This window comes from Bacteroides sp. Phil13, from assembly GCF_001940965.1.
Lineage (GTDB): Bacteria > Bacteroidota > Bacteroidia > Bacteroidales > Bacteroidaceae > Bacteroides > Bacteroides intestinalis.
In genome coordinates this window covers 61,977-75,738 of the sequence record NZ_MSHA01000070.1, presented here as the reverse complement: position 1 = coordinate 75,738, position 13,762 = coordinate 61,977, and the positions used below count along the sequence as shown (strand labels likewise).

Here is a 13,762-nt window from a genome sequence, read left to right as displayed (position 1 = left end):
ATAGATATGAAAACCATTATGAAATATAAAACAGCGATATTGTCATTTACTGTCTGCCTGTTTAGTTCATGCGGATCAGATTTCCTTGATCCTAAGCCACTCTCTTTTTATGCTCCTGAAAATGCATTGATTGATGAGGCTGGATTACAAGCAGTATTGGATAAAGCAATGACGACTTTCAGAGGAGAATTCTGTGCCGATCAAGCGCCGTTCTGTACAAATATGAAATATTCGGATATAGCTGTAGACGGTACAACCGATAAGGCGACCCCATGGCAAGATTTGAACAATCAGATGCTTCCTGATGGACAAAATAATCATTTGGCATACACTAGAATTGGATGGTACTGGGATAATTCCTTTATTAATATAAAGAACTGCAATACAATTATAAACAGAATTAATGAAGCTACATTCAAATCGGAAGAATCAAAGAATGCGCTATTAGGTGGAGCTTATTTTATAAGAGCTTATCGCTACTATATGAAAACTTTGCAGTATGGAGATGTACCTTTGGTCTTGGACGAACTTACCGAACCCAAGGTTGATTATTATACTACCACAAAAGAGTCCATTTGGTTGAAAATGATAAAGGATTTGGAGTTTGCTGCACAACATGTTCCTGAAGCTAATAAAGTAAAAGGTGGACAGGTTACCAAAGCTGCCTGTAAGCATTTGCTTGCTAAATACTATCTACTTGAAGGGAGATTTGATGATGCTATCCGAATCACAACCGAAATTATAAATGGGGGAGTTCATAAACTCTGTACTGAACGTTTCGGATCAAATAAAAGTGCTGCCGATAAAGATGTGATATGGGATATGTTCCGTATTGAAAATAAAAGTCTGCCTGAAAATACTGAAGGATTATTATTGACTATCGACAGATATGGCATGGAAGGAAATACTAGTGGTACTCAGGTCATGTATAATGCACTTCCTTATTACGGACTGACTGGAGTCATTAAAACTCCCAATGGAGCAAACGGTATGTCGGATGCAGCTAAGAATGAAATAGGTATTGTTGAAAAATATGGTAGAGGAATCAGTCGTATTCGTCCTACTTGGTATGCACAAAAGGGAGTATGGACCATTGATCACGTAGAAGACTTTTCTGATTATAGGCATCGGACAGATAATGAAAACTGGATGACTATGGAAATGCTGGTTTATAACAATCCTGCATTGAAAAAAAGCGGAAACGAATGGTATGGGAAGCATCTCCAACTATATAGTGATCAAGGTACTATTTTATGTAAGGATACCATCCGATGCTGGTATGGTTGGCCAAATTATAAAACATGGTATCCTGATCCTGACCGTGTACAACCCAAGGGAGGTCCGGGCGACTTCTATATTTTCCGTTTAGCTGAAACCTATTTGCTTAGGGCGGAGGCTTATGTCTGGAAAGGAGAGTGGCAGAAAGCTGCCGAAGACATAAATACCATACGGAAAAGAGCCAATGCGCAATATATGTATTCTGCTGCAGATGTTGAAAAGCAAAAGATAGGTGCCGTATTGGATGAAAGGGCAAGAGAACTGTATTATGAGGAGCCGCGTAAAGTAGAATTAACGCGAATAGCTATCATTTATGCCCGGACAGGAATTCCTTGCTACAATGGAAAGACATATACCCTGGATAGGCTGACAGAAGATAACTTCTGGTATGATAGGGTAGTAGAGATTAGCGATTTTTATAATAAAGGTGTACAGACTCCATACGGAAACTATTTCACTTGTTCACCTTTCCATATATTCTGGCCTATTCCTTCGTATGCAATCAATGCGAACTCCGGGGGAATCATCAATCAGAATAAAGGGTACCCTGGTACGGAAAAGAACATTCCTCCTTTGGTATACGAGGGTGATTAATAAAGAATAGAAGAATTAAATCAAAAATAATATGTTTTTAAATAACGATCCCATGAGATATATAACTGGAGCTGTGCTACTTTCATTAAGTTCGGGGGTACTTGCTGGAGCTAAAGGAAAAGAAGAACCTGCCAAGCGTCCGAATATCTTATTCGTGATAAACGATGACCAAAGTTATGCACATACCAGTTTTGCCGGTAGCCGGTTTGTAAATACACCGGGATTCGACAGAGTGGCTTCTAATGGAATCTACTTCACAAATTGTTATGGCGGCTCTCCGGGGAGTGCACCTTCCAGAAGTAGTTTGGTAACAGGGCGCCATCACTGGCAAAACAAGCAATCCGGGCAGCATGCTTCTTCCTGGATGAAAGAGCATGTTCCGTTTGTCGACCTTCTGGAAGCAAGCGGATATTACACCGGTTTCACAGGAAAAGGTGTAGACCCTTTCCAATATGCACGGAATGATCAGGATACATTATGGAGAAAAGGAAACGCTGCCGGACATCCATTTAATAAACATAAATATGAAAAAAACACTTCTTCGGATTTGCGTACGGCCAAAGGAATTGGATTGACAGACTATTATAAGAATTTCCGTTCCTTCATGCAGCAACGTAAAGACGGACAGCCTTTTTATTTTTGGTATGGAGCTACCGAGCCTCATCGCGTCTATGAAAAAGGTTCATGGAAACGCAATGGAAAAAGTCTCGCCCAGGTAGATGTCCCCGGTTTTCTTCCCGATTCGGAAGAAGTGAGAGGGGATATGCTGGACTATGCCGTAGAAATAGAATGGGCTGATTCGCATTTGTCTAAAATGCTGGAATATCTGGATTCAATAGGTGAACTCAATAATACAATTGTTATAGTAACGGCAGATAATGGCATGCCTTTTCCCCGGGCAAAAGCCAATTGTTTTGAATATGGGGTACATGTTCCTTTCGCAGTTAGTTATCCGAAAGGTTTTCCGGGAAAACGTCGGGTAGATGATCCGATCAGCTTTGTGGATATTGCCCCTACCATTTTGGAAATGGCGGGAGTGAAACCGGATGGAATGCTTCCTATCTCAGGGCGGAGCTTTATGAATATACTTAAATCGAAAAAAGAAGGAATAGTAGATCAGTCGAAAAAGTATGTGTATATGGGCCGTGAGAGGCATTCTTCTTCCCGTTGGCAGAATTTAGGATATCCGCAGCGTGCTGTCCGCAACCAGGATTATCTATTAATCTGGAACCTTAGACCGGAACGTTGGCCTGCCGGAGCTCCTCAGATGCTAAATAAGAAAACGGGCGAACTATGCCCCATGTACGGAATCGGTGAAGATGGCACCTTCCATCCCGATTGGGCATTTACTGATGTGGATGATGCACCTTCTAAGACGTTTATGATAGAGAATTATAAGGACCCCGTTATTCGTCCTTATTTCGATCTGGCATTTAATAAACGTCCTGAGTTTGAGTTGTATCATATTGGCAATGATCCGTTCTGCCTCGATAACCTGATTGGTAAGAAGGATTATGCTGAAATTGAAAAAGAACTGAAACAAGCTTTATTGAAGGAGCTGAAACGATCGGAAGATCCCCGTATAGTGGGACCTGACAAAGAAATATTTGAATCCTACATCCGGTACAGTCCGATAAGGGAATTTCCTAAACCGGACTGGGCAGAATGATTTGATTGCTGGAGGGATGTCCTCGTTTTGATACCCCTCATTTCTTTATTTTCCCAAAGAGGATGTGTTTTTAACAGATCTTCTTTGGGAATTTTAATCCAACACTTTTTTAGGTCTATGTCGGTTGCCTTATATAAGACGAAAAATTGCGTAATTTGTGTAATTTGCGTTCTGTCTTTATTCCCCACTTGCTTTTTTTCCGTACTTTCGTGCATTCATCCAATAAAATTAAAGAAGAACGATATGAAAATACGTGTAGGCTTTGGCTTCGATGTACATCAGTTGGTGGTAGGGCGTGAACTTTGGTTAGGCGGTATCCGCCTGGAACATGAGAAAGGATTACTCGGACATTCGGATGCCGACGTGCTGATCCATACCATTTGTGATGCCTTGCTGGGAGCCGCCAATATGCGTGATATCGGTTATCATTTTCCCGATACCGCAGGAGAGTTCAAGGACATAGACAGCAAAATATTACTGAAGAAAACCGTAGAACTGATTGCAACCAAAGGCTATTCCGTGGGCAACATTGATGCAACCATCTGTGCGGAACGCCCCAAACTGAAATCCCATATTCCCGCCATGCAGCAGACGCTTGCCAAAGTAATGGGGATAGATGAAGACGACATCTCCATCAAAGCTACTACTACGGAAAAGCTTGGCTTTACCGGTCGCGAAGAAGGTATCTCTGCTTATGCAACAGTCCTGATTACCAAAGTATAATTGATTCTGACCTGATAACTACCTAAAACTAATCACTAACATGAGGAGAATCTCTTTAACCCTTAGTCTGGCTTTTCTGACAGTTCTGTTCTGCCAGGCACAGGTTACCCCTTTAAAGTTTAACAAGAACGGAGAGTTTAAAATCGTCCAGTTTACCGACATCCATTTTCAGTATCACAATCCAGCTTCAGCCATTGCCTTGAAGCGTATCAACGAAGTGCTGGATGCCGAACGTCCCGATTTGATTGTTTTTACCGGAGATGTAGTTTATGCACCGCCTGCTGATACAGCCATGCGAGCCGTACTTGATTGTGCTTCCTCCCGTAAGATACCTTTTGTCGTGACTTTCGGTAACCATGACAACGAACAAGGCAAAACGCGTGCCGAATTATACGATATTATCCGTTCCATGCCTTACAATATCCAGCCCGACCGCGGTAGCGTTGAGTCTCCCGATTACGTCCTCACCGTGAAATCTTCGGATGGCAAGAAAGATGCTTCTGTGCTCTATTGCCTCGACTCTCATTCGTATTCCAAGTTGCCCGATGTGAAAGGGTACGACTGGCTCACGTTCGATCAGGTAAACTGGTATCGTCAGCAAAGTGCTGCCTTTACCGCTAAGAATGATGGGAAACCTTTGCCTGCTTTGGCATTTTTCCACATCCCCTTGCCCGAATATAATGAAGCGGCTTCCGATGAGAATGCTATTCTCTATGGTACGCGTATGGAAAAAGCTTGTGCCCCTGCTATTAATACCGGTATGTTTGCTGCCATGAAAGAGGCGGGCGATGTGATGGGTACTTTTGTCGGTCATGACCATGATAATGATTATTCGGTCATGTGGAAAGGCATCGTACTGGCCTATGGACGCTTCACTGGCGGTAATACGGAGTATAATCACCTTTCAAACGGTGCCCGTGTGATTGTATTGAAGGAGGGCGAACGCACCTTTACTTCCTGGATACGCCTGAAAGGTGGTGAGTTAAAAGATAAAACAGTCTATCCCGATAGCTATGTGAAAGACGACTGGCGTAAACGTCCGTTGGTTACGGAATAATACTGCAAGGAAAGTATATATTCAAATAGTTGAGGCTGAATCAAAAATCCTAGTTTGATTCAGCCTTTATATGTTATGATAATCTTATAAAGAATGATGTCATTTTGTGAAAGAGGATTACTTTACTTTTACAATAATCTGTGTGAATGATCGCGGAGCAAATGAATATGTTATTTTCTCACCGGAAGTTTTTATTTCTTCTTTCTTTATATCAACGTTCTGTTCGTTTACAGAGTTTGTAATATTTGTGTTTGCTCCTGATACAATATTGGCTGTCGCTTTTTTATCGAAAGAGCCGGTTTGAGAAAGGATATCAGCTGTAATAGCTTTGTCTTTATTACGGTTAACGACGTTGATCACTACTTCGTTCCGTGAAGGTTCGTAAGTGGATGAAACATCCAGATAAGGAACTTCTTTATATTTATCAGTAGAATACGCTGGACTTTTTATGTATATGTCCAGTGCTTTTCCACGGCAGTTATTGGCAAAAAGATAGAGTGGGTAATAAGTGGTTTGCTTCCATAATTTATCATTGTTAACACGCATCGGAGCAATGACATTTACTAATTGTGCCATATTGGCCATCTTGACAATGTCACAAGTACGTAAGAATATATTGAGGTATTGAGCTACAATAAGAGCGTCCTGTAAATCATATATTTCCGATAGGGTATTGTCAGTACCTCCGAATGTCCGAGTCCATGCATTCCATTCGTCGAAAGCTATAAAAACATCTTTGGAAGAACGATTCTTCATTTTCGCTTCCTTTATCTGTTGTTCTACAATACGGATGTAGTTCTCTACTTCAATAGTATTTGTCAGATATGTGTAGTAATCTGAAGTGTTGTGCGAATAATGATGAAGAGAGATGTAATCGATGTAGTTATACATTTCGTCCAGTATTGTCCGGTTCCATTTATTCCAGTCGGCATCGTAATTGCTTGAACCGCTGGCTATGAGCTTGATGTCTTTATCAATCCAGCGCATTAATTTTGCTGTTTCTATTGCTATTTTAGAATAATCTTCGGGTGATTTGTGTCCCATTTGCCACGGACCGTCTACTTCATTGCCTAACCCCCAATACGTTACTTTATGCGGTTTTTCAAATCCATTTTTACAGCGAAGGTCTGAGTAGTATGTTCCTTTCTCCACATTGCAGTATTCCACCCAATTTCGTGCTTCATCCAATGAACCGGTTCCCAGATTGATACAGAAATAAGGTTCCACTTTTGCTTTGCGGGCAAATTGAATGAATTCATCTGTTCCTATCATATTACTTTCTTTACCTCCCCAAGCCAGGTCAATCCGAGTAGGGCGTTTGCTACGCTCTCCAATACCATCTTCCCAATGGTAACCTGAAACGAAATTCCCTCCGGGCCATCGTAAGATGGAAACTTTTAACTCTTTTGTCTGTTCGATGACATCTTTGCGAAAGCCATCTTCATCTGCTTGAATAGACTTCGGATCATAAATACCTCCATATATACCTTGTCCCAGATGTTCCGAAAAATTTCCGTATAGATGAGGATTAATCTGGTCAATTATGCGATCTGTGTCTATTTTTATAATTGCTCTTTCTTGAGCAATCGTATCATTGGGAAATAGAAATAAGAGAGAAGCAAATAATAAATTATAATTTTTCATAATGGTTGAATTAATAGATTTATAATAATACGGGAGTGTTGTTAACCGTTGCAAACATACATATAACACTCAAAAGTAATCATTCAAAAAATACTAGAAATCATTCAAACGCCTCAAATAACAGATTATTGATACTTAATGACGGCTTATTTTTACTTGTATTTGAATGAGGGGGATATCTTTGCATTACGATGTTGTTAACCCTCGTTAATGTTTTTATTGAACCTGTTTTATTAATCTTTAAAACTAATAAGATGATGAACGATTTCTTTAATAACAAGCTTAGCTTGTTAAAATTTATTCTCATGTTAATAGCCTTTGGAAGTTTCTTCGTATCAGAAGGCTATGCAACGACAAAGTCTGTTGCTATTACTCAACAAGAGAAAACTGTAAAAGGGAAAGTTACCGATGACAATGATGAACCTTTAATAGGGGTATCAGTACGGGTTGCCGGTACGAGTGCAGGTACTGTTACTGACTCTGATGGAATGTTTCAGTTGAATGTTGCTGGTTCCGATGTTTTGGAGTTTTCTTATGTAGGCTATAAAACTGTAAAAGTTACAGTTGGAAATAAACCATTTCTTTCTGTCATATTGAAAGAAGATCAGGAAATTCTGGATGAGATTGTTGTGGTGGGATATGGGACTAAACGTAAAGGGAGTATTGCTGCGGCAGTTACTACTATTGGTACAGAAGATATCGCCCGTACTACTTCTTCGACTGTTTCTGGAGCATTGGTTGGTAAAATAGCCGGTATCACTACCCGTCAGAAGTCGGGACAGCCGGGTAGCGGTACTTCTATTCAGATCAGAAATATGGGTACTCCTCTCTTTGTGATAGATGGTATTATAAAAGATGAGGCGCAGTTCAACAATCTGGATGTAAATGATATTGAGAACATTTCTATATTGAAAGACGGGGCTGCTGCCATCTATGGAGTAAAAGCGGCCAATGGAGTCGTACTGGTTACTACAAAAAATGGCTCTAAGAATCAAAAGGCTGCTGTAACTTTGGACTTCAATTACAGTTGGCAATCATGGACTTCTTATCCCAGAATGTTGAATGCGTATGAATGGCAATATGCTAATTATATGAAGGAGGCTAATCTGGGTACCCTGTCAGTTTCTCCGGATGTGGCTAGAGCTGAATTGGAAAAATGGCGTACGGGATATTATAATCCTGAAACCGGTGAAGACTATCGTGGATTTGATTGGAGAGATAACTATGTTAGTAATGCAGCACCGCAATCTTACATACATGCAAACCTGAGTGGCGGTGGAAATAAGACAACCTATTATTTATCAATCAGCAATATTGACCAGGATGCAGTTTTCAAGGACTATAATTTTCAGCGTACTAATATTCAGTCTAATTTCAATATTGATATCAGTGAAAAACTGAAGTTAGGTTTCCGGTTGAACGGACGTTTGGAGAATCGTACTAATCCAGCTCTTCCGGGTAGTGATGATTATGCAAATGCCCGTCAGGCGGTTTTTAATCTTCCGCCCATTTACCGTCCTTATGCAAATGATAATCCCAACTATTTGAATAATGTACCCGGTGCTTCTGGTCTTAACCTGGCTGCACTAACTATTGATAATGCAGGTAAATCAGATAACAATACTACCGTGGTACAGATTGATTGGGATATGGAGTGGAAAACACCCATTAAGGGGTTGACGGGAAAAGGCATTTTCTCCTATTGGACCTCTCAGAATAAGGTGAATAATCTGGAGAAAGGTTGGAAAGAGTATACTTATGACAGGGCTGCGGATGAGTATATTGTGGCCTATGATAAGTCAGCAGCTAATGAAACTTGGATGGAAAGATTTGATACGACTATCAAAGAATTTTCCGGGCAGTTTCTGCTAAACTATGACAATATGTTTGGTAAACATCATGTAACTGGTGTAGGTGGTTTTGAGTTTACCAAACGGGATTATCATTCGCTAAATGTACAGCAACATCCGGTTGAGAATGAGTTTATAGATCTTATTTCAACTAATGATAACAACTTGGTAAGCGAGAATAAAGCTATAACTTCTACAGCTAGCTGGGTATTCCGTGCAGGTTATGATTATGAAAACCGTTATATTCTTGATTTATCGGCCCGTTATGATGGTTCATGGAAATTCCCGAAAGGCAACCGATGGGGCTTTTTCCCCTCAGTTAGTGCGGCATGGCGTATTTCGGAAGAGAACTTTTTTAAGAATTCATCCGTAAGTAGTTGGTTCTCGAACCTGAAGTTGAGAGCGTCGTATGGTATGATGGGAGATGATAATCTGGGCGGTTTATATCCTGACTTTGCATACCTTTCCGGGTATACTTATTACAAAGGTCAGTCACTTATGCCTGATGACCCGTTCAGTTCTGTGAAAAGTAAAAAAGTAATAGGCTCGGTACCTAAGGGAATTCCTGTAACCACCATTTCATGGATGAAAATTAAATTGATGAATGTCGGTATTGACTTTGGTTTCTTTGATAATCGACTTACAGGAGAGTTTGACCTCTTTAAACGTATGCGTGATGGTATTCCGGGCACACCGAGTGATATTATGTTTCCGTTGGAGACAGGTTTGAGTGCTTTGCCTGAGAATATGAATTCTGATATGACGGTAGGATTCGATGCATTTGTGAAATGGAATGATAAAGTTGGAGATTTAAAGTATAGTGTTGGGGCTAATATAACATTTGCCCGACAGAAAAATGGTAAACGCCATGGAGAAATATTCGGTAATGCATGGGATAAATATCGTTGGGCACAATCCAATCGCTGGTCCAATGTAGTGCTCAATACAGATCAGGGTAATGCCGGAGGTGTATGGATGTGGGAAGTAATCGGTCGTTTTGAAACACAGGAACAGATTGATAGTTATCCGGTTGATCAGGACGGTCAAAACAATGCTACTGTTCGTCCAGGTGACGTAATACTTCGTGACGTCAATGGTGATGGAATTATCAATGATTTTGACGAACGTCCTCAAGCCTATGCATCGGCTGACTGGCCCTGGGATTCAAGTACATCCAATAAGAATCCGTTGATTTCAATGGGCATTAATTTAGGATTTGAATGGAAGGGGGTTGATGTGGCTGCTGACTTTGCCGGTGGTTTTAAAAATACATTTGTTGCTGACTGGGATTTGAAGTGGGGTGTAACGCGCAGCGTGAATGGATATTACTATAACAATATTGACGTATGGAGGCATGAAGATATTTTTGATCCGAAGTCTCCTTGGATTCCAGGGAAATTCCCGGCCTTGCGTGGACAGGAAAGTCATTCGGGACGTTGGTGGAACAGTTTCTATACGAGAGAAGTTAATTACCTGCGTCTCCGTAATCTTGTAGTTGGCTATTCTTTACCCAAAAACTGGATAAGAAAGGTAGGTATGGAACAATGCCGCATATATTTCCAAGGAACCAATCTTTTCTGTCTGAGTTCGTTGCATGATTATGGTTTTGATCCTGAAATTTCAACAGTGAATGGTCAGGACTATCCGCAACATAAGGTATTGACATTAGGTGTTAACGTTAAATTTTAAAAGAAGAGCATAAATATGAAAACAAAAATATTAGTATATGCATGTGTCGCTTTGTTGAGCTTTACCTCGTGTGAAGACTGGTTGAGTCAGAACGATCCCAAAGAATTATCCGAGGATCAAGCATATTCATCTGTTGCCAGTATCAGTAGTATTGCTGCAAATTTATACGGGCGCATCAAGTTGGACCAGAACTTCGCTTCGGATAATGAATCTTATGATATATGCAGGTGGGATGAAGCTACCAGTAATAGTTATTATTGGCAATTTTCGAGTAATGTTGGTCGTACCTACCGTAATTACTATGATTATAATCTGATACGGGACATCAATATGCATATCAGGAATTTGTCAGAGAAAACCTCGCATTTGCCTGAAAATCAACGCGCTTATTTTCTCGGTGAAGCACGTTTTCTAAGAGCATTTACTTACTTCAATATGGTGAAAAATCTGGGAGGCGTACCTTTAATTACAGAAGTGTACGATTATAGTACTACTCCGATAGAATATGCTAAACCCCGTGATACAGAGGCAGCCGTATATGAGTTTGTTGCGACAGAAATGGATGAAGTGAAAGAGGCGCTTGATATTGCTCCGCAGGGAAGTAGCTTACTTACACGTGCCACTAAGGCTTCTGCATTGGCACTCAAGTCACGTGCAATGTTATATGCAGGTACTTTAGCCTATAATGAGGATAAAAGTAAAACAATGGGATTGACCTTGACAAGCGGAGCAGTCGGAATCTCTAAGAATAAAGCAACAGAATATCTGCAAAGTTGTATTGACGCCTATCTGGAGCTAAAGGAAATAGGGCGGTATTCTTTGCTAAAGGGTACTGGAAGCAGTCTGGGTGAGAACTTTAATAATGTGTTTGTATCCAAGACGAATAATCCGGAACTTATTCTCATTCGTGATTATGATGGAAGTACTGATTTCCCAAACAATTTTACAGTGTGGAATATTCCTCGTTCTCAACGTTCAACTGCTAATTTTGGTGGCCATGTGAACCCGACGTTAAACTTGGTCGAGAGTTTTGAAACTATAAATTCCGGTTTATCACAGCTGAATGCTTATGTGGGTAATGAGATTATCGAATCAATGGGAAATGAAACTTCCGCTTATAACTATATTCTTTATGATTCTCCGATGGGTATTTTCGAAGGACGTGATCCGCGTTTGTGGGGAACCGTAATTCTGCCTGGTGCGGATTTCAGGGGAAAAGAGATTCAATTACAGGCAGGGCTGGCTGTGAAAACAGCTTCCGGTTATGATTTGAAAATGCTGGATTTAATCGAGAATGTATACGATCCGGACAAAAACTTTTATAATGGGCAGCAACTGACCAGCATTGACGGTCCTATCCGTAATAGTTATTATACCAGCCATACAGGTTTCTTGTTGCGTAAATATATAGATCCGGTTACTGGTTCCGAAGCATCAGGAAAGAGCGCAGTACCGTATATCATTTTCCGATATGGAGAGATTCTGCTTAATGCGGCTGAGGCTGCTTATTATCTTAATCAACTTGGTGTTGCTAATTATAAAGGCAGCAATACATTACAGTTGTCTTCTGATTGTCTGAATGAAGTAAGAGAACGTGCCGGAGGTACTGCTTTCCGTATTGAAAGTTCAGATTTGACACTTGCACTTTTGCAGAATGAGCGTAAGATAGAGTTGGCATTTGAGGATCATCGTTTTTATGATCTGAAGAGGTGGCGTATTGCTGATCAGATATGGTCGGGTGACTGGAATACTTCGACAGCCCGGATGACTGGCTTGTGGCCTTATAAAGTGTATGCTCCAGGACAGCCGGAAGATGGAAAGTGGCTTTTCCGAAGGGTGTATATTGAGCATCGTGGTAATGATAATGAGAAGGGATTACCTATCCGGTTCGGACAAGATATGTATTATGCAGAATATCCGATGACAGAAGGTAATCCGTATATTGAGAAGAATCCGAAACACTAAAACCTATTAATAGTAAATTGATTATGAAGAAGATTATTATATTATTATTGGCTACGATATTGTTTACTGCTTGTGAGTATGATAATTATGATGCGCCGAGCGTAACTTTCTCTGGGCAATTACTCTATAATGATAAACCATTTCTATGTGATGGTAATGATGCGCGTGATATATTTCTCTTTTTCCAGGAAGGGTTTGGCAAGGTAGACTGGGGAACGAAAATGCACACTTTGGCTGATGGTTCATACCAGCAATTGCTACATTCCGGAGAATATAAACTAACTTTAGGGAATGTAAAGTATCCGTTTGAAATAAATGAGTTTCCAGCTGGGACAGTAGGATATGATTCTATTTATTATGATCTGAAAAAGGATGTACGTCAGGATTTTCACATCACACCTTATTATGAGATATCTGATTTGGATGCAAAATTGGAAGGCATTAACATTGTTGCCAAGTTTAAGGTAAAGAAAGTTTCCGGAACGAGTAAGCCTGCTCCACGTATAGTGAAAGCTCGTATTTATTTAGGTATTAACCACTTTGTAAACAGTAAAAGTCCGGTTGTTGCCGAACAGGAAGTGGATGCTAATTTTAGCGGTGACGGAGAACTGACGGTGTCTATAGATGCGATAAAATATCGTACCGGCTATAAAGAGAATTACAGAGACAATGCTTTTTATCGTGTGGCACTTGAGTTGGAGAACATTCCTGATTATTATCTTTTCTCAGAAACGAAAGAAATTACTGGGATTCCGGAAGAGTTTGATGATATTACGAATCAATATCTAAAGAATTATAAACAGCCGTTTAATGTTGTTTCCTATTTTCCGGATTCTCGCCGTGGCATCCTTTCAGACTGGTTAACATCTAACGCAGCCGTACAGTATACAATGTATGACGGTTGGAGTGACCGCTTGTTTATGTGTGCTGAGAACTGGGGGAATCCTACTGCCTTACAGGGGGCTGTTTATCAGACATTCACTTTGCCTGCAGGAAAATACCTGTTTATAGCTACCCGTGGTTTCAATTGGTGGGATATTGAAAATGAAGGTGGAAAAGACCGTGCTTTCTTTGTTGTAGCAAAAGGTAAAGGAATTGAATGGAAAAGTCCGAGTATTATAGCCCAGAGTGATTGTGGAGATCCTGCAAGTCGTGTTTCCATGCCACTTAATATAACTTTGGAACAAGAAACGGAAGTTAGTATGGGATATGTAGTCAATTTCCCGGGTGGAGAAACGAATGCATTATCATTTACAGCATTTACTATCTATGCAATTTAGAATATGAACAATA

At 40.4% G+C, this 13,762-nt stretch carries 8 protein-coding genes; 7 read left to right on the top strand and 1 reads right to left on the bottom strand.

Annotation, left to right across the window (positions count from 1 at the left end):
* Nucleotides 1-18: 18 nt before the first annotated feature.
* The 4 genes from BWI44_RS13085 (at nt 19) to BWI44_RS13070 (ending at nt 5,321) form a co-directional block, all read left to right on the top strand.
* The gene (locus BWI44_RS13085; RefSeq protein ID WP_229036250.1) at nt 19-1,872 is read left to right on the top strand and encodes a RagB/SusD family nutrient uptake outer membrane protein; all 1,854 of its coding nucleotides are present in this window, start codon (nt 19-21) and stop codon (nt 1,870-1,872) included.
* A 52-nt stretch (nt 1,873-1,924) separates the two neighbouring features.
* Entirely contained in the window at nt 1,925-3,541 is a 1,617-nt protein-coding gene (locus BWI44_RS13080; RefSeq protein WP_195209909.1) for a sulfatase family protein, read from the top strand.
* A gap of 243 nt (nt 3,542-3,784) precedes the next feature.
* Nucleotides 3,785-4,264: a 2-C-methyl-D-erythritol 2,4-cyclodiphosphate synthase gene (gene ispF, locus BWI44_RS13075; RefSeq protein WP_044533763.1), complete on the top strand. Its 480-nt coding sequence runs from the start codon at nt 3,785-3,787 to the stop codon at nt 4,262-4,264.
* A 40-nt stretch (nt 4,265-4,304) separates the two neighbouring features.
* Nucleotides 4,305-5,321 (top strand): metallophosphoesterase family protein, encoded by a 1,017-nt coding sequence (locus tag BWI44_RS13070; protein WP_195209910.1) that lies wholly within the window; start codon nt 4,305-4,307, stop codon nt 5,319-5,321.
* Nucleotides 5,322-5,438: 117 nt separating this feature from the next.
* On the opposite strand, the gene BWI44_RS13065 is transcribed toward BWI44_RS13070, so the two are convergent.
* Complete coding sequence (locus BWI44_RS13065) at nt 5,439-6,965, bottom strand: alpha-N-arabinofuranosidase (RefSeq protein WP_195209911.1); 1,527 nt, start codon at nt 6,963-6,965, stop codon at nt 5,439-5,441.
* A gap of 305 nt (nt 6,966-7,270) precedes the next feature.
* Here BWI44_RS13065 and BWI44_RS13060 point away from each other — a divergent pair, with 305 nt between their 5' ends.
* From BWI44_RS13060 to BWI44_RS13050, 3 genes are read left to right on the top strand one after another with little or no spacing between them, the layout of a single operon-like run.
* A complete protein-coding gene (locus BWI44_RS13060; protein WP_195209912.1) occupies nt 7,271-10,504 on the top strand; it encodes a SusC/RagA family TonB-linked outer membrane protein in 3,234 nt (1,077 codons plus the stop codon).
* A gap of 15 nt (nt 10,505-10,519) precedes the next feature.
* Nucleotides 10,520-12,469: a RagB/SusD family nutrient uptake outer membrane protein gene (locus BWI44_RS13055; protein WP_195209913.1), complete on the top strand. Its 1,950-nt coding sequence runs from the start codon at nt 10,520-10,522 to the stop codon at nt 12,467-12,469.
* Nucleotides 12,470-12,492: 23 nt separating this feature from the next.
* Nucleotides 12,493-13,749 carry a DUF5013 domain-containing protein gene (locus BWI44_RS13050; RefSeq protein ID WP_022208584.1) on the top strand — a complete coding sequence of 419 codons (1,257 nt, stop codon included), beginning with the start codon at nt 12,493-12,495 and terminating at the stop codon, nt 13,747-13,749.
* Nucleotides 13,750-13,762 lie beyond the last annotated feature (13 nt).